The organism is Fulvivirga lutimaris, from assembly GCF_009711525.1.
GTDB classification, from domain to species: domain Bacteria; phylum Bacteroidota; class Bacteroidia; order Cytophagales; family Cyclobacteriaceae; genus Fulvivirga; species Fulvivirga lutimaris.
The window spans coordinates 1-17877 of sequence record NZ_SMLV01000349.1 but is presented as its reverse complement, the minus strand read 5'-3'; the positions used below and the strand labels follow the sequence as shown (position 1 = coordinate 17877).

General features: G+C 38.5%; 13 protein-coding genes. 9 read left to right on the top strand and 4 right to left on the bottom strand.

The window, feature by feature from the left end; genetic code table 11:
- The first annotated feature begins 65 nt into the window (after nt 1–65).
- Complete coding sequence (locus E1140_RS08520; RefSeq protein WP_155181730.1) at nt 66–1448, top strand: aminotransferase class I/II-fold pyridoxal phosphate-dependent enzyme; 1383 nt, start codon at nt 66–68, stop codon at nt 1446–1448.
- Nucleotides 1449–1461: 13 nt separating this feature from the next.
- Here the strand turns inward: E1140_RS08520 and E1140_RS08515 are convergent, their stop codons facing one another.
- On the bottom strand, nt 1462–3333 hold the full coding sequence (locus tag E1140_RS08515; protein WP_155181727.1) for a M61 family metallopeptidase: 1872 nt from the start codon (nt 3331–3333) through the stop codon (nt 1462–1464).
- Nucleotides 3334–3401: 68 nt separating this feature from the next.
- Complete coding sequence (locus tag E1140_RS08510) at nt 3402–5831, bottom strand: ABC transporter permease (RefSeq protein WP_155181724.1); 2430 nt, start codon at nt 5829–5831, stop codon at nt 3402–3404.
- 404 nt (nt 5832–6235) lie between these two features.
- Between E1140_RS08510 and E1140_RS08505 the strand changes: the two genes are divergently transcribed.
- The 5 genes from E1140_RS08505 to E1140_RS08485 all read left to right on the top strand — a co-directional run bounded on the left by E1140_RS08505 (nt 6236) and on the right by E1140_RS08485 (nt 14241).
- Complete coding sequence (locus E1140_RS08505) at nt 6236–6868, top strand: DUF3592 domain-containing protein (RefSeq protein WP_155181722.1); 633 nt, start codon at nt 6236–6238, stop codon at nt 6866–6868.
- A gap of 91 nt (nt 6869–6959) precedes the next feature.
- Entirely contained in the window at nt 6960–7991 is a 1032-nt protein-coding gene (locus E1140_RS08500) for a glycoside hydrolase family 43 protein (RefSeq protein ID WP_155181718.1), read from the top strand.
- A 41-nt stretch (nt 7992–8032) separates the two neighbouring features.
- Nucleotides 8033–10336 (top strand): GH92 family glycosyl hydrolase, encoded by a 2304-nt coding sequence (locus E1140_RS08495; RefSeq protein WP_155181715.1) that lies wholly within the window; start codon nt 8033–8035, stop codon nt 10334–10336.
- 12 nt (nt 10337–10348) lie between these two features.
- On the top strand, nt 10349–12649 hold the full coding sequence (locus E1140_RS08490; RefSeq protein WP_155181712.1) for a GH92 family glycosyl hydrolase: 2301 nt from the start codon (nt 10349–10351) through the stop codon (nt 12647–12649).
- 110 nt (nt 12650–12759) lie between these two features.
- Entirely contained in the window at nt 12760–14241 is a 1482-nt protein-coding gene (locus E1140_RS08485) for a potassium/proton antiporter (protein ID WP_155181709.1), read from the top strand.
- A 29-nt stretch (nt 14242–14270) separates the two neighbouring features.
- Here E1140_RS08485 and E1140_RS08480 read toward each other — a convergent pair whose 3' ends face one another.
- Entirely contained in the window at nt 14271–14642 is a 372-nt protein-coding gene (locus E1140_RS08480; protein ID WP_155181706.1) for a DUF4260 domain-containing protein, read from the bottom strand.
- A 144-nt stretch (nt 14643–14786) separates the two neighbouring features.
- Here E1140_RS08480 and E1140_RS08475 point away from each other — a divergent pair, with 144 nt between their 5' ends.
- The 3 genes from E1140_RS08475 (at nt 14787) to E1140_RS08465 (ending at nt 17466) form a co-directional block, all read left to right on the top strand.
- On the top strand, nt 14787–15047 hold the full coding sequence (locus tag E1140_RS08475; RefSeq protein ID WP_155181703.1) for a heavy-metal-associated domain-containing protein: 261 nt from the start codon (nt 14787–14789) through the stop codon (nt 15045–15047).
- Nucleotides 15048–15161: 114 nt separating this feature from the next.
- Nucleotides 15162–15974, top strand: a complete 813-nt coding sequence (locus E1140_RS08470; protein ID WP_155181700.1) for a DNA/RNA non-specific endonuclease — start codon at nt 15162–15164, stop codon at nt 15972–15974.
- Between the two features lie 88 nt (nt 15975–16062).
- Nucleotides 16063–17466, top strand: a complete 1404-nt coding sequence (locus tag E1140_RS08465; RefSeq protein WP_155181697.1) for a cytochrome P450 — start codon at nt 16063–16065, stop codon at nt 17464–17466.
- Between the two features lie 17 nt (nt 17467–17483).
- Here the strand turns inward: E1140_RS08465 and E1140_RS08460 are convergent, their stop codons facing one another.
- Entirely contained in the window at nt 17484–17795 is a 312-nt protein-coding gene (locus E1140_RS08460; protein ID WP_155181694.1) for a GNAT family N-acetyltransferase, read from the bottom strand.
- Nucleotides 17796–17877: the final 82 nt, after the last annotated feature.

The following is a 17877-nucleotide window of genomic DNA, read 5'->3' as shown; positions in this document are numbered from 1 at the left end:
TTATAGGACTTTACACCTAATTAGGTTATAATTAAAGCTTAAATAGAAGTATCATATGACGTGCTATGTGGGATAAGAAGTTTAAACAGTCTGACAGGAAAAAATTCCTCCATTTAATACAATACATAGTTGACGCCATAGATAGTGGCATACTTAAATCAGGAGAACTACTTCCCACTCAAAGAGATTTATCAAAAAGACTTAATGTTTCTATTGGTACTATTACAAAAGCTTTTAAAGAGCTTGAGCACATGGGGTATCTGAGTGGTGAAATAGGACGAGGGACGTTCGTTAGCGATATTACTAGTGAGTACAAAAACTTCCTTTATACAGAAAGCAAAACTCCCTACAAATACAATTTAGGCCATTTCAGAACAAGCGAACTATTTAATCATACAATACAGCTCAACCTCTTATCAGGAATCAAAGAGGCGTCAAGTAGTCCAGACTTCTTCTACAAGCTAAATGACTTTAATAATTGCGGAACGGAACATCAAAAACAGTCCTTTATCGACTGGATTAAACCTCTGGGCTTTGGCAATATAACTACGTCTGAAGCAACGTTGCTGATGTCCGAGGTATCAGCTGTTAACACTATTATAAATACATTCACCGAAGCAGGTGACAACATCTTGATTGAGCAAATTGGCGACAGGATAACCAAAGACCAGATACTTCAGAGCAAAAGAACACTGGCACCAGTGAAGATTGATAATCTTGGTATTGACCCTAAGGATCTTGAAGAAAAAATTAAGCTTCATCAGCCCAAAATACTGGTAACCCAGCCTACTTTCCATATGCCTACAACGATGGTAACGTCTAAGAACCGCAAACAAGAAATTGTGAAAGTATGCGAAAGGTATAATATCATTATTTTAGAAGATGGTAGAACGGATAAATTCTATGACAATGTAGTAAATCCATACTACGAAATGAATCCGGAAATTGCCATTTATGTTACCGGTACTTATTTCCCACTAAACCCGGCCCTTTCTAGCTCAATTGTAGTAGGTAGCAACAACAATATAAAAAAAATAGAAAATCAGTTTAAACTATACAATTGGACACACTCTCAAATCTTATTAGAAATATGCACCAATTTAATAACCTCTGGAAGGGCCGACAAAATAGTTGAAGAGCGAAAAAAATTGCTTGAACTAAGAAATAAGTGCTTTGATGATGTGTTCGATATAGCACCAAACGCATCGCTCAAATATTGCCCCTTCAGGTGGCTCAAACTGCCTAACTCGTGGGCCAATGCCCAATTTGCCCAACTTGCATTTGAGAATGGCATTTTAGTTCGTAATAGCGACATCTTTTTAAATGAAGACCTGCCCCAACTACCTTATATAAGAATAAGCAACGGGGCTATAAATAACGATGCTGATTATGAAGCAGCGCTTCTTGAAATAAAAAGACTCTTTGAAGAACAGGATTTTAGTTTTTAACCTTCTTAACCCTTCAATTAGCACTCAGCCATGCCTTTCTAATTTTAATTACTTCCTCGTCAGCGGATTTATCGAAAGCAAAACCTTTAAACGGCACTTCTTCATAGAAAGCTTTCAAGTTTAATTCAACCTCTTTGCCCTTTCTTAAAACAGTGAGCGAAATACTTTCCCCTTCCTTGATTTCTGCAACTTGCTCAACCAAAAGACTCCTAACATTGTCTAAAGTTATTTTTTCACCATTATATGCCACTAGATAATCTTTGGTCTTCAAACCCAACTCTTTGGCGAATTTTGAGTCGAACTTATCAACCTGAAATAGCTGCTTCTGGGCATCATATTGAACCTGACCACCAATCAATATAAATTTCCTTATTGAAGGTGACTCATAAATTACTCCTACCTTTGCAAGAATGTCGTTGTAAGGAATTGGGGCGCTGCCAATTACATATTGATTAAAGAACTCCTCTATTTCTGGAAAAGTAAGCTCAGAGATAACATCAAATAGTTGATCATCTGTGAATGGTCTCTCTGGTCCATACTTAACAGCGAGCGATTTTAACAGATCAATAATGCCTTTTTCTCCTACTGACTGTTCCCTGATCAATATATCCAAACACAAACCGATTAACGCACCCTTCATGTAAACATTGAAGAATTGGTTGCCATACTGTTTGTCTAACATATGCTCACTTAACTCCACCATAGAGATGTCATCCTTAAATTTTTTAGAATTTTCAAGCTTATTGGTGATTCTGACCAGGAGACGATCCTGTGTAATAAGTCCTGCCTTTAATTGAGCCATTTGAGCAATGTACTCGGTCACTCCTTCATAGAGCCATAAATGTTTTGACATTTTGGGTGTTAGATAATTGAAATAATGGATCTCTTCAGAATGTATACTGAGCGGAATAACTGTGTGGAAAAATTCATGGGTTACTACCCCATTAATGGTTTCAGCAATCTCTCCAGAAGAAAGCTTCTCGGGAAGAAACAAAACTGTTGACTCCCGATGTTCCAATGCACCTTCAACATTTGGTGATGAAGGTTTGAAATCTTCTGAGTACAAATAAACCAGAATAGCATATCTATCTGTCTGATTAAGGTCTGCTAAATACTCCCGACTGGCTGCAATTGTACGCTCCACTCCTGCTTTCAAGTCATTCGCTTTATGCCTACCACTTGGAGAATAAATGGACAGCATCACGTCCATATTATCCACCTTAAAATTGGTGCTATTAGGTTTTGAATACATTATGGGACTATCTACCAGATAATCATAATTTTTGAGATTGAAATAATGCCTATTGTTAGCACTGGATATGATAGGTAAAGCCGTATATACCTCAAAACCTTCCGGGTAAGTAATGGACAAGTTATAGGGCCGCTTTGTGGCTCCCTTTAAATAACCCACAACAGCATGAAAGTTGAGTAAAAAATTTTCGCCTTCCTGAATATTTGAACCGGCAGGCTCGAAAACCTTCTTACCATCAGAGGCTTCAAAAGTATCATCAACCCAATAACTAATATTATGCAACTTGTCAGCACGCTTGATTATCCATTCATTAAGACTTGCCGTTTCAACATCAATTTCGTTACCTTCTTTATCTAAGGCCTTAAAATCATGAATAAATCTCCCGTAATTATTTTCCTCATAAGTACCGGGAATGATTTTTGGCATAATGAATGTGACTTCTGGCGTATCCATTTTAGGCGTCTTAATATCCACCTTGACCCTATCATTAACTACATTCACTAAATCGATAGTTACACGATATTGATCATAAGATTCCTGAACCTGGGCATAACCATTCAGGTGTGTTGATAGTATTAAAACTGCAATCACATACAAAAGGCAGTGTTGCCTTAAAGGATTTCTTTGCTGCATAAAATAATTGTTACCTTTTAAAGTTCAGGACGCTAACCACCATATGGGCAATTAACAAACTCCATTTCCTACTCCGTTCTAATCGACTTCACGGGATTTGCCACAGCGGACTTCACAGACTGATATCCAGTAGTAATTAATACAAGAGCCAACGAAACAGTACCGGCCAATATGAAGATATCTAATGAGATACTAACGTCATAAGGGTACTGTTGCAACCAATCTTTAAGCACATAGTAAGCCGCAGGCCATGCAATCAGATTAGCAACCAAAAGCAACTTCACAAAATCTCTGGACATAATAAATATGAGGCTGTTTACCGAAGCACCCAACACTTTTCTAATACCTATTTCCCGGGTTTTTTGAATGGCGAAAAATGATGATAATCCAATTAACCCGATAAGGGCAATAAATATGGCTATGACAGCAAAAGTCAAAAAGATATCTCCAAAACGCCTCTCTGACCTGTAAAGCTCATCATATTCCAGATTTAGAAATGAGTAGTCAATCTGCTCGTCAGTCACCCGTTCCTCCCATAGCTTGGTAATATCAGCAATGGTCTTTTGAATATCAATACCAGGTTCAAATTGAACTGTAATTACCGGAGGAGTAATATTCCTGTTCGTCAGATTTTCAAGATCAACACCAAACATTATCAATGGTCTTATTCGTTCGTGCAATGAATTGAAATGAAAGTCTTTTATAACGCCTATTATCTCAACCTCTCCTGCAGTGGTAGGCCTTATCTTCTGGCCGATTGGATTCTCCCAGCCTATTTCATTAGCCGCTGTTTCATTAATAATCACATTTAATGAATCATTTCTCTGCTCTTCAAAACCTCTTCCTGCAACAATCTCAAGCCCATAAGTATTGATAAAATTCTTATCCCCGGTAATTTGCCCACACTGGTAGCGCTCTGTAGATGGCCGTCCTATCGCCTCAAAAGTAAGACCTGAAACCTGTCTGCCTGGAACGTGAAATGAAGCTGAAACCTCATTGACTCCAGACATTTGCTCGATGCTATTTTTAAATGACAAGAAAGAGCTTCCAAGAAGATTAGTATCGTTAATTGTCAACAGCTGCTCCTTCTTAAAGCCCAGCTTTTTATTGATTAAAAAGTCAACCTGCTTATTGACAATCAATGTGCCAATAATCAGAAAAATGGAAATACTGAATTGAAGAATGATCAAGGTATTTCTTAAGATATTGTTGCTCTTACCTTTTGTAACCTGACCTTTAAGTATCTTAACTACATTGAAAGATGATATAAAAACAGCAGGATAAGAACCCGAAAATAGGCTGACAAGAAATATAATAATAACAAACACTGGCCCATAAACCAGCCAATCGATCTGCTCTATAGACAATTCCTTTCCTGCCAAAGTATTAAACTGTGGCAACAGCAAACTAAAGAGGATAAAGCCGACAATTCCTGATACAGTGCACAATATGGTGGACTCTGTAAAGAACTGGATAAACAAGCCTTGCTTTGTAGAACCCAACGTTTTTCTGATGCCTACTTCTTTGGCCCTTCTGATAGATCTGGCGGTTGAGAGATTGGTAAAATTGATGGAGGCTATAGCCAAAATGAAAATCCCTATTATCGAAAAAAGAATCACATATTGCATATCTCCATTGGGCTTCATTTCGAACTGAAGATTGCTATTTAAATGGATACTGCTTAAAGGCTGCAAATAGAAGTTATGGATATTTCCAGCTGCCTCATATTCTTCAATAGTCTTACCTAAATAAGCTTCAACCGGTGGGCCAACATATTTAACCACTACGGTATGAAATAGCTTTTCAAACTCCCTTGGATCAACTCCATCATTAAGCTTTATGTAGTTATAGGTATTGTATGACACCCATTCAAACGCACTAAACTGATCAAATGAAAACGACTCCCACGAAAGGAGGAAATCAAATTCAAGGTGTGATCTTCTTGATACATCTTCAACCACTGCAGTGATAGTATATTCTGCAGTGTCATTAACCAGCATCTTTTGCCCAAGTACCTGATCAGTACCAAAATATTTAATCACCATTTCCTCAGTGACAGCCATATTAAACGGCTCCTCAAGTGCCGTCAGCTCTCCCGCCTTAATGGGTATCGACAGCATTTCCAGAAAGTTAGAGTCCACTGCAAGTACATCCTCTTCCAAAAATGAAATATCCTTCACCTCATTTTCAAAACGGAAATTCGCTATTGGTAAAGCCCTACTGGTTTGCTGTACTTCAGAAAACTCCCTTTGCATGGTATAGCCTAGAGGCTGAGGTGTTGTGGCATAACTAGATTGCGCATTTGGAAAAAACCTCTCCAGCGCTATTCTGTAAACATTATTCTGATGATAATTATCAAATGATAATTCATCATTAACAAAAAGCGCTATAAAATAGATGCAGGCAATTGCAATGCTCAAACCAAGCAAGTTAATAATTGTAAAGAGTTTATCCTTTTTAAAGAACCTGAATGCCAAAACAAGATTAATGCCTTTCATAATGCAGTTATAAATTTGTCAATACAAAAGAAGAAATAAGTAATTAATGAAACATTACCGTTTATGTAATATTACAATTAGCATCCATTAAACTTAAAAAATCAACAATAATTAATGTAGACCTTATTATTAACAATATTGTAATTTGATAATTAAGACTGTTTTAAATGTATCAAACTTTCGAATTATTGATTGGAATCATCTTTTAATACTTCAGTTGTATCTATTCCTGTTAATTCTTTGAGGCAAGAATGATAAAACATCTTAACAGAAGTAAATACATTATCAGCGCTTAGCTTCTGTATTTTTAGAACTTTCATATACAACACTCCCATTAGGCATTTCAATTTCCACCTATTATATTGATGTTTTATGATCATATGAAACGTTAAATCAATATAATCATGACCCTATCCCTTGATCAACAAAAACACCTTGAAGCTCTACTAATTGCAGGCGAGGAATTAGAAGCCGTAAGGTATCTGCAAGATACATTGGGGCTTTCTGCCGAAGAGGCCCTCCAACTCACAGAAAAGTTGGACAAAACTGTTGAGCAATCGCCAGCCGCGGCCATGTTCAAAACAATGAAACATGGCTCAAAGCATATGATGAAGGACTCCAAAATTGGGAAGTGGATTGGTGGGGTTTTTATGTTTTTTGGTCTTGTTATGCTTTCAGTGTGTATTTACATCTTCTATAGCAACTATAAATTTGCTCAAAATGCCGTTTCGGTGAATGGAAAAGTAATAGGTTTTGACACACACTATAGCTCAGATGATGATGGTGGATCAACCTTAATGTACAGCAGCATTTTTAAATATGAATATCAGGGGCAAGAGTATGAACATACCAGCGATGTGAGTTCTTCAAGTCCTGATTATGATGAAGGTGAGGAGGTTGAAATACTGATAGATCCGGAGAAACCCTCCAAAGCATTGGTCAATGAATTCTGGGATCGGTGGTTTATTATCGTACTGATGGGTATAATGGGCTCGATGTTCACTGGTGGGGGTTTAATGGCTTTTAAACTATCTTAGAATAAGTGACAAGTCCCCATCCATAAAATTATTGGAGGAATACCTCTTACTTTTATCTAATATTAAATTCCAATAACCCCTTTATTTGATAATGAAGATTTTCCTACCCCTTGTTGTGTTTACATCTTTAATAATAGGTTGTTCCACCAGTCCGAAAGAAGAAAAGGAGACAATTCCAACTTCTGGTAATCCTTTGTTTGAAGGATGGTATGCTGACCCAGAAGGCGCTGTATTGGATAATCAATATTGGATCTTTCCTACCTATTCTTCTGAGTATGAAAAGCAGGTGTTTTTCGATGCCTTTTCTTCTCCTGACTTGGTATCTTGGCAAAAACACGAGCATGTTTTAGATACATCCATTATTAAATGGGCTCGACAAGCCATGTGGGCACCTGCTATTATTGCCAAAGATTCATCTTACTATCTCTTCTTTTCAGCCAACGATGTGCAAAAGCCTGGTGGCCCTTATTGGGACGAAACAGACACCATCAATCACACTGGTGGTATAGGTATTGCAGTAGCTTCTTCTCCAGGTGGCCCTTTCAAAGATTATTTAAACAAACCTTTGATATCGACATTCGAAAATGAAGCTCAGCCTATCGATCAATTTGTATTTAAGGACGTTGATGATACTTACTATATCTTTTATGGCGGCTGGAGACACTGCAATATGGCCATCCTTAATGATGATTTTACAGGATTCACACCCTGGGAAGACGGCTCTTTGTTCAAAGAAATAACTCCCGAAGGTTATGTAGAAGGCCCCTTCATGTTTATTAGAAACAGTAAATATTATCTGATGTGGTCTGAAGGTGGCTGGACCAATGGCAGCTATAAAGTTGCCTATGCCATGGCCGATAAGGTCACTGGCCCATTTGAGCGGATAGGTACTATTCTGGAAAGTGATACCACAGTAGCTACTGGGGCAGGTCATCACTCAGTCATCAACACTCCTAATACTGACAATTGGTATATTGTCTATCACCGCAGGCCAATTCCAAATGAAGCCCGTGACCACAGAGTGACTTGTATCGATAGTCTGTATTTTAACCCTGATGGCACAATCAAACCAGTAAAAATGACATTTGAAGGGGTTGCTAAAAATGAAATACAACCGAATTAGTCTAACTTAACATTCAGCAATAAGAATATTTATACAATTCCATGAAATACATTTTCTCACTACTTTCCATCGCAGTCCTTCTTGGGTCATGCGCTAAAAATGAATTACAAACCGTACCCTCTGAATCCAGCATAGCACTGGTCGATTATGTTAACCCTCTAATGGGTACCGATTCAGAAATTTCATTATCTAATGGTAACACCTACCCTGCCGTAGGTGTGCCCTGGGGAATGAACATGTGGACACCTCAGACTGGGGTAATGGGTCATGGCTGGGCTTATACTTATGATGCAACCAAGATCAGGGGTTTTAAACAGACTCATCAACCTTCTCCATGGATGAATGATTATGGTCAGTTTGCCATAATGCCTGTAACTGGCGGACTGAAGTTCAATCAGGATGATCGAGCCAGCTGGTTTTCACATAAAGCTGAGATTTCTAAACCTCACTATTATAGTGTCTACCTTGCCGACCATGATGTAACCACTGAATTCACCCCAACAGAAAGAGCTGCTCAATTCCGATTTACATTCCCCAAGTCAGACAGTGCTTTTATAGTGGTAGATGCCTTTGATAGAGGTACTTACGTCAAGATTATTCCAGAAGAAAACAAAATTATTGGCTACACAGTAAGGTATCACCGTGGCGAATACAAGAACTTTAAAAACTACTTCGTCATCAAGTTTGATCAGCCATTTGATAATATAAATACCTGGAGTGGCAATGACTTAGCCAAAGGGCAAGCAGAAATGGAGGCCAATCATGCCGGAGCAGTAGTTGGTTTTAAAACTAAAAAGGGACAGGTAATTAATGCTAAAGTGGCTTCTTCATTTATCAGTTTTGAACAGGCAGAATACAACCTTACTTCTGAGCTTGGTAATGATGACTTTGAAACTACTAAACGAAAGGCCGCTGAACTGTGGAATGATAAACTTGGAAAAATAAAAGTAGAAGGTGGATCAATTGATCAGATGCGTACATTCTATTCTTGTTTGTACCGAACACTTTTCTTTCCTAATAAACTTTATGAAATTACTCAGAGTGGAGACATTATGCACTGGAGTCCCTATACTGGTGAAGTTTTACCTGGGTATATGTTTGGTGGCACTGGTTTCTGGGACACCTTCAGAGCCCTATACCCATTCTTAAATCTGGTTTACCCGAGCATCAACAAAGAAATGCAGGAAGGACTGATCAATGATTACAAAGAAGGTGGCTGGCTTCCTGAATGGTCGAGTCCTGGCTATGCTAATATCATGGTTGGTAATAACTCTGCCTCGGTGGTGGCGGAAGCTTACATCAAAGGATTGAGAGGTTATGATATTGAAACACTCTATGAAGCTTTAGTCCATGGAGCAAATAATGAAGGACCTATGACTGCGGTGGGACGAGCAGGTGTGAAATACTATAATGAATTGGGCTATGTTCCGTATGATGTAGAGATTAACGAAAATGCTGCCCGCACATTGGAATATGCTTATGATGACTTCTCCATATATCAGCTGGCAAAAGCCCTCAACAAACCTCAGGAAGAGATTGACCTATATGCCAAGAGAAGCCAGAATTACAAAAACCTGTTTGATCCTGCTTCTGGGTTAATGCGAGGGAAAAATAAAGACGGCAAGTTCCAATCGCCATTCAACCCTTTTAAATGGGGTGATGCCTTTACCGAAGGCAACAGTTGGCATTACAGCTGGTCTGTATTTCATGATGTTCAAGGTCTGGTTGATCTTATGGGCGGTGAAGAGAATTTTGTTGCTAAGCTGGATTCAGTTTTTGAACTGCCACCAATATTTGATGATAGCTACTATGGTGGTGTTATCCATGAGATTCGTGAAATGCAAATTGCTAATATGGGTCAATATGCTCATGGCAACCAGCCGATACAGCACATGATCTATTTGTACAATTATGCTGGCGCCCCTTGGAAAACGCAATACTGGGCCCGTGAAACTATGAACAGGATGTACCAACCTACCCCAGATGGCTATTGTGGTGATGAAGACAATGGACAAACTTCAGCCTGGTACATATTCTCAGCGCTAGGATTCTACCCTGTATGTCCATCAGTTAATGAGTATGTGCTAGGTGCTCCCCTATTTGAGAAGGCAACAATACAATTGGAAAATGGCAACACGCTTGAAATTACGGCTCCAGATAATAGTGATGATAATCGCTATGTACAAAAACTGATGTTCAATGGTAAGGAATACACTCAAAATTATCTTATTCACGAAGAACTAATGAAAGGAGGAAAGTTAAATTTTGAAATGACGAATACTCCCAATAAAACAAGAGGAACTAGTAAAGAGAGCTATCCATATTCTTTCTCTAACCAAAAGTAAAAGATCATTATTATGCTTAAGAAAATCATCGGTTTCAGTTTAATCCATTTATCAGTATGCATTGTGGCACTCGCACAAAATGCTACCCCAAATCTGGTAAAGTATGTAGACCCAATGATAGGCACCGCCCGAATGGGCCATACCTACCCGGGAGCAACGGCTCCATTTGGCATGGTACAACTAAGTCCTGATACGGATACCATCCCTTATGCGGTCAATGGTAAATACAATCCAGATGTTTATAAATACTGCGCTGGCTATCAATATGATGATCCTACCATTGTAGGCTTTAGCCACACCCACTTCAGCGGCACTGGCCATTCTGATTTAGGTGATTTCTTAGTGATGCCAACTACTGGCCAATTGCAAATGAACCCTGGTACAGCAGATAAGCCAGAGAGTGGTTTTCGCTCTGCCTATTCTCATGACAATGAAAAAGCAGAAGCCGGGTACTATATGGTAAAGCTTGATGACCATAACATACTTGCCGAGCTAACGGCTACCACCAGAGTGGGCATGCATCAGTACACTTTCCCTGAATCAAAAGATGCACACATCATTCTTGACCTGATGCATGGTATTTATAACTATGATGAGAAAAATACCTGGACTTTTGTTAGGGTAGAAAATGACACACTCATTACAGGTTACAGACAATCTAACGGCTGGGCGCGAACAAGAACGGTTTATTTTGCCATGGCTTTCAGCAAGCCCTTTAAATCCTATGGACTGCAAAGTAATGAGAAGCATGTATATAAGGGCTTTTGGAGACGTTTTGATCAGGAAAATAACTTCCCTGAAGCAGCTAATGAGAAGATAAGAGCCCATTTTGATTTTGATACAGCAGAGGGAGAAAAGATTAAAATTAAGTTCTCGCTGTCTTCAGTAAGTACCGAAGGCGCTCTTAAAAACATGTATGCTGAAACTCCAAATTGGGATTTTGAAGCAGTAAAGAAACAGACACAAAATCAATGGAATAAGGAATTGAGCAAAGCGATTGTTGATGCCGGTAGTGCGGGAGAAATGACCAACTTTTACACTGCTATGTACCACTCATTTTTAGGGCCAACAGTATATATGGATGTTGATGGTCAGTACAAAGGTTTGGATCAAAACATTCATAAAGCTGATGGATTCATTAATTACACCAGCTTTTCTTTATGGGATACTTACCGGGCCCTCCACCCTCTTTTCAATATTTTTCAGCCCAAGCGGAATCAGGAGATGATAGAATCTATGCTAGCGCACTATGATCAAAGTGTACATAAAATGCTACCTATCTGGTCGCACTATGCCAATGAAAACTGGTGCATGATCGGGTATCACAGTGTTCCGGTTATTGCCGATGCAGTCATTAAAGGCAATGCTGATTTTGATGTAAAAAGAGCACTGGATGCCTGTATACAAACTGCCAACACCAGGTACTTCGATGGTCTGGGTTATTATATTGACAAAGGCTATGTGCCTGAAGATAAAAGTGGTTCTTCCGTTTCTAAAACATTGGAGTTTGCCTATGATGACTGGTGTATTGCACAAATGGCCAAGAAACTTGGTGAAGAAGATATTTACAACACTTTCATGAAGCGATCTGAGCATTACAAAAATGTATATGATGCCAAACTAGGCTTTATGCGCCCTAAGCTAGATGATGGATCATGGAAAGCAGATTTTGATCCTTTAAACACACACGGGCAAGGATTTATTGAAGGCAACTCATGGAATTACAGCTTGTATGTGCCTCATGATCCTGCTACTATGATTGACATGATGGGTGGTAAGACTCAGTTTACCCAGCACCTTGATTCGCTATTCTCTATGGAGCTGCCAGACAAGTATTTCGCAGATACAGAAGATATTTCAAGAGATGGCATTATAGGCAACTATGTTCATGGCAATGAGCCATCTCACCATGTAGTGTACTTATACAACTGGACTGATGCACCGTGGAAATCTCAGGACAAAGTAAGAATGATCCTGAAAGCCATGTACAAGCCAGCCTCTAACGGACTAGGTGGTAATGATGATTTTGGCCAAATGAGTGCCTGGTATTTATTCAGTGCTATGGGTTTCTACCCTGTAGCACCTGGGTCTGATAAATACTACTTCGGAAGCCCGGCTATAAAAAGTGCCACTTTACGTTTAGATAATGGAAAAACCTTTGAAATTGAAGCCAAAGGCCAAAGTGATAAAAATGTGTTTGTAAAGAAAATAGAATTGAATGGTGCAGCACTTAACAACAGATACATTACTCACGAACAGATTATGAAAGGTGGTAAGCTAACTTACTATATGAGTAGTAGGCCGAGTAAATAATATTAATGGTAAGCCGACTATTATTAATGTTTTAATAACATTTCTACGTCCTTTTTCTAGTTAACTTGGTGTAAAGTGCCATCTGGTTAAACACCACAGCAAGTTAAAATATGAATCTAACTATAGAGAACATAGTTTTGGTCGGTTCAATATTGCTTTTAATAAGCATTGTTGCGGGCAAAACGTCCTATAAATTTGGGGTTCCTACTCTTTTACTTTTCTTAACCATTGGCATGCTGGCTGGCTCCGATGGTATAGGTGGTATCCACTTTGACAATCCAGCTATTGCACAATTTATAGGTGTAGTATCTCTTAACTTCATTTTATTCTCCGGTGGGTTGGACACAAATTGGAAGTCGGTAAAACCAATTCTCAGGCAAGGGATTGTGTTATCAACTCTTGGCGTTTTGTTCACAGCGCTTACACTGGGTGCTTTTGTATGGTTAATAACCGATTTTACAATTTATGAAAGCATGCTGCTTGGATCTATTGTATCCTCCACAGATGCTGCTGCCGTTTTTTCTATATTACGATCTAAAAGTCTGGCACTAAAGACCAACCTCAGGCCAACACTTGAGCTGGAAAGTGGTAGTAATGATCCAATGGCTTATGTGCTCACCATTGCATTTTTAACATTGGTCATCAACCAAGATCAAAGTGTTTTTTCAATTATCCCCCTCTTCTTACAGCAAATGATTTTAGGTGGAATTGCTGGTTTTGGCTTTGGAAAGCTTAGTAAATGGATCATAAATAATATCAGGCTGGATTTTGAAGGGCTGTATCCAGTGCTCGTTATAGCACTGATGTTTATCACCTTCTCGGCTACAAATTTTGTTGGTGGTAATGGCTTTCTGGCCATTTATATTTGTGCCGTTTATTTGGGTAATCAAGACCTGATTCACAAAAAGACGATTTTAAAAATGTATGATGGTTTAGCATGGTTAATGCAAATCGTACTCTTCCTTACTTTAGGATTGCTGGTTTTTCCAACACAGATTGTCCCTATCATTGGTATTGGACTGCTTATCTCACTTTTCCAGATTATTATTGCCCGTCCTATTAGCGTTTTTCTTAGCTTATGCTTTTTTAAAATGAAACTGCGAAGGCGCTTTTATATCTCTTGGGTTGGCCTTAGAGGAGCTGTGCCTATTGTATTTGCCACCTACCCGCTGCTCGCTGGTATTGACAAGGCTAATATGATCTTTAACATTGTGTTTTTCATATCAGTAATTTCCATTTTAATTCAGGGTACCACACTTTCCGTAGTTGCAAAATGGCTTCATGTCGCGTTGCCAGAAAAAGCAAAACCACTGTCTGCCACTGACTTGCTATTAACTGAAAACCCGAAAGCCGAAATGCGAGAGGTGTTTATCAGCGCTGATGGTTTCGCTGTAGATAAAAAAATTGTTGAGCTTGGGTTTCCTAAAAATGCCATCATTGCAATGATTAGAAGGGATGACAGCTACATAACACCAAATGGCTCAACCAAGATAGAGGCTAACGACAAGTTGATAGTTCTGGCCGACAAAGTTGAAATCTTTACTGAGGTATTTACTGCCCTCAATATGCCACAGGAATTAGAAAAAGAGTAGAAAAAATAATGACATAAGCCCTAAAAAGATCATTGATTTTTATGCTTACTCTTACCTGTCCACCCTAGGTGAGTATGGTCAAAATTATCATAATATTTAAGTCCGTACCCCAATACACGATCAAAGCATGAGTGAGCCATAAAGACAATTCCAAACATTATAACCATATCGTCATTTATTAAGAAGCCAATAATGATTACCAGAGCCATTACACCTCTATGATGCATAAAATTATAAGCTGCAGTTGCTACTCTCTTACTAATTATTACGAAGGTAAATGCTAAATCTGGCACAAAAAATAGCCCCAAAAACCAACCCCAACTAAAGTCCAATTGTGTATAATAATATACAATTGCTAGTAAGAATAAGCCCGCCTCTTCAAGTTTTAATATGTTTTTCATGTTTAATTAATAGCTTCTTTGTTGCTTGAAATATCAGTTAATATAGCCCGTTTTTCTTCATTTTTTATTAAATTATATTATCTGAACAAATACCTAATTAAGGTCTTTGCTCTATTTATAATTTTCAAACTTAAATTAATAAATATGGGCTTTTTAAAAGATAATGTAATTCCGGGAGACCATGGAAAAGTTTTCGGAACTGACGCAAAAAAGGATGAAGATTTAGAGTACATTAAATCTGAAATTTTAAAAATCAAAGGGATAAAAGATGTCGTAATTGACCGCAGTATTTTCCCGATAGAACTTACTGTTTACACATCAGCATTGGTAAAAGTTGATGATGTAGAAAAAGTGGTGCAAAAAACGGGCTTCCATGCCATTCCGCAAGAGTTGTTTTCACTGTAAAATTTCCTTTCAAAGATTGAAAGCGTGATTTAACGGATTTATAACATTCGGAATATAATCTCTTCGGAGAAGGATTGTATATTACAATACAATTAAACCCGATGTTATAATCTTATGAAATCACTCTACATCTGCCTTTTTATATTTTCTGCACAACTGTCAGTTGGCCAGCCCAGACAAGAAATACATTGCGAGCATTTCTTTTATGGTTATCCGTTCGGAACACCAGCCTCCAACGATCTGATTATCAGAGACATTTATGCACTTTCTAATAATGACGACACCAAATTTGCTGATTGGGTAGCCTACAGATTGTCAATGCATGAAGTTGATGGTGATTTAACGGTTGATCGAGTCTGGAAAGCCGACCCATGGCTTGCTGACGAAGAAACGTTGGAACCAGAACGGAATGATGAAAATGATTATCAAGGAGCAAATAATGCGCATGGCTATGAAAGAGGTCACCAGGCACCTCTTGCTTCATTTAAAGGTTCCAGACATGCAGCACATACCAATTATTTAAGCAATATCACTCCTCAAAAATCAGCTTTAAACCAGGGGCCATGGAAGCGACTGGAAGATAAAGTTCGTGAGCTCGTTAGGGATGTGTTAGAGGTGTACGTTATGACCGGACCGGTTTATCAGAGAATAATGCCCTCACTTCCAAATGCCAATGAAACTCACAAAGTGCCCAGTGGTTACTGGAAAATTATATGTATTCAGGAAGGCAGCAACATTAGCGTAGCGGCTTTCTTCTTCGATCAGGATACACCCAGAAGTGATAAGATCAAAGATCATAAAAAGACCATTGATGAAATTGAGCAGCTTAGTGGGCTTGATTTCCTTTGGGAGCTCCCTGACAATCAGGAAAACCAGATTGAGAGCAGTTTGAACAGTGCATTTATTAACAAGTATTTTGGCGAGTAAGGGGTAAATTAGTTCTGATACAAAATTCAGATTTTAGGAAGTTTTCAATCATCAATACAGGTTTTGCCAAAGTCCTTATCTTTACCTCATGTCCAAAATCATCAACTTCAAAGACCTTCCAGCCCCAAAAGGAAAACCCATATTTGGTAACCTCAAAGAATTTGCAGCCAACGAGAAACATACTGTTCTTGAAAAGTGGGTGAATGACGTTGGTCCAGTATTGAGAATTAGCTTGGCAGGCAAGAAGTTTATGGTTTCTGGTAATGCTGACTTGAACAATGAAATTCTGAAAAGTCGCCCCGATAAATTCAGAAGGTTCTTCAAGATCAACGAGATCATGGAAGAGGTTGGGATTATTGGCCTTTTTAATGCCGAAGGTGAACAATGGAAACATCACCGCAAGCTTACCTCAGAGGCGCTTAACTTAAAGAATGTACAAAGCTTTTTGCCCACCCTGCATAAAGTTACTGAGCGATTGATGAACCGTTGGAATAGACAATCAGGTGAAGTGGTAGATATACAAAAAGAGATGATGCGTTATACAGTAGACATCACCACGAATATTGCTTTTGGGTACGATATCAATACATTGGAAAAAGATGGAGATGTAATACAAACTCATCTGGAGAAGATCTTTCCAATGATCAATAAAAGGATCACCTCACCTATACCGATGTGGCGTTTGATCAGATCAAAAGATGATAAGGAATTTGAAAATGCATTAATAGAAATTGAAGCCTTCGTGCAGCGATTTATAGATGAGGCTAAGGAGCGCCTTGCCAACCATCCAGAGCTTAGAGAAAACCCAACCAATTTTCTTGAAGCGCTTTTAGTTGAACAGGAAAAGGAAGGTGGATTATCGGATAAAGAAGTCTTTGGCAATGTTTTTACCATTCTGCTGGCTGGAGAGGATACTACTTCCAATTCTATCTCATGGATTATCTACTACTTGTGCCAAAATGAAAAGGTGGTAGAAAAGCTTAGGAAGGAAATTCAGGAAGTGCTCGGTGAAGATTCTCTTCCTTCAACTAATGAGCAATTGACGGCTTTAAAATATACCGAAGCCGTTGCCATGGAGGTAATGAGGTTGAAGCCCGTAACTCCCAACCTGTACATGCAGGCACTTGAGGATGTAACTATCAAAAACTATGAGATCAAAAAAGGTATGACAGTGATGATGCAGAACAAGGTACCTCAGACAGAAGATCAGCATTTTTCAGAGCCCGATTCTTTTATACCTGAGCGCTGGATTCCTAACGCATGCCCTCATTTAAAGAATCATAATCCTCTAACTATCAAAGTGTTTGGTGCAGGTCCAAGGTTCTGCCCTGGTCGTAATCTGGCATTTCATGAGATCAAAATGGCCATTTCAATGCTCATTAAGAATTTTGATTTCAATTTGGAAGTTGATCCCAAAGAAGTCAGGGAAGTGTTCGCTTTTACTATGTATCCTGACAACCTGAAAGTGAGCATAAAAAAAAGGAAGACTTAAAACTTCCTTTAAAATGATTATGACCTCTTCTCAGCTTGTAAAATCATTAATTCACTAGCTAGTACCGCTTGTTTTTTCATGTAATCAGCAGCAAAAGGACATGATGCTACCACTTTCTGATTTTGAGAATTGGCCAATTTAATGGTGTGTTTCACCAGTTGACTTGCCAGTCCAAGGTTACGTGCTGATGTAGGCACATAAGTTTCTTTTATGTTTACAACATTTTCCTTCGGCTTATCATACTTAAGATGTGCTGCACCACCATTTAGTTTGATAAAGAACATATGGTGCTGTTGATCGTGTTTAATTGTTATATTATCGTGATTCATATTTTAATACTTTAAAAACGTTACGTTTAATTTTTATCTTTTAATGAATTAAGGTGCAATGACCATTCCATCTGTCATTAAT

Excerpts from the sequence above, each read along its gene's own strand:
- E1140_RS08515 (WP_155181727.1), bottom strand. The coding sequence starts at position 3,333 with ATGCAGCAAAGAAATCCTTTAAGGCAACACTGCCTTTTGTATGTGATT.
- E1140_RS08505 (WP_155181722.1), top strand. The coding sequence starts at position 6,236 with ATGACCCTATCCCTTGATCAACAAAAACACCTTGAAGCTCTACTAATT.
- E1140_RS08465 (WP_155181697.1), top strand. The coding sequence starts at position 16,063 with ATGTCCAAAATCATCAACTTCAAAGACCTTCCAGCCCCAAAAGGAAAA.
- E1140_RS08495 (WP_155181715.1), top strand. The coding sequence starts at position 8,033 with ATGAAATACATTTTCTCACTACTTTCCATCGCAGTCCTTCTTGGGTCA.
- E1140_RS08460 (WP_155181694.1), bottom strand. The coding sequence starts at position 17,795 with ATGAATCACGATAATATAACAATTAAACACGATCAACAGCACCATATG.
- E1140_RS08500 (WP_155181718.1), top strand. The coding sequence starts at position 6,960 with ATGAAGATTTTCCTACCCCTTGTTGTGTTTACATCTTTAATAATAGGT.
- E1140_RS08520 (WP_155181730.1), top strand. The coding sequence starts at position 66 with ATGTGGGATAAGAAGTTTAAACAGTCTGACAGGAAAAAATTCCTCCAT.
- E1140_RS08475 (WP_155181703.1), top strand. The coding sequence starts at position 14,787 with ATGGGCTTTTTAAAAGATAATGTAATTCCGGGAGACCATGGAAAAGTT.
- E1140_RS08510 (WP_155181724.1), bottom strand. The coding sequence starts at position 5,831 with ATGAAAGGCATTAATCTTGTTTTGGCATTCAGGTTCTTTAAAAAGGAT.
- E1140_RS08485 (WP_155181709.1), top strand. The coding sequence starts at position 12,760 with ATGAATCTAACTATAGAGAACATAGTTTTGGTCGGTTCAATATTGCTT.
- E1140_RS08490 (WP_155181712.1), top strand. The coding sequence starts at position 10,349 with ATGCTTAAGAAAATCATCGGTTTCAGTTTAATCCATTTATCAGTATGC.
- E1140_RS08470 (WP_155181700.1), top strand. The coding sequence starts at position 15,162 with ATGAAATCACTCTACATCTGCCTTTTTATATTTTCTGCACAACTGTCA.
- E1140_RS08480 (WP_155181706.1), bottom strand. The coding sequence starts at position 14,642 with ATGAAAAACATATTAAAACTTGAAGAGGCGGGCTTATTCTTACTAGCA.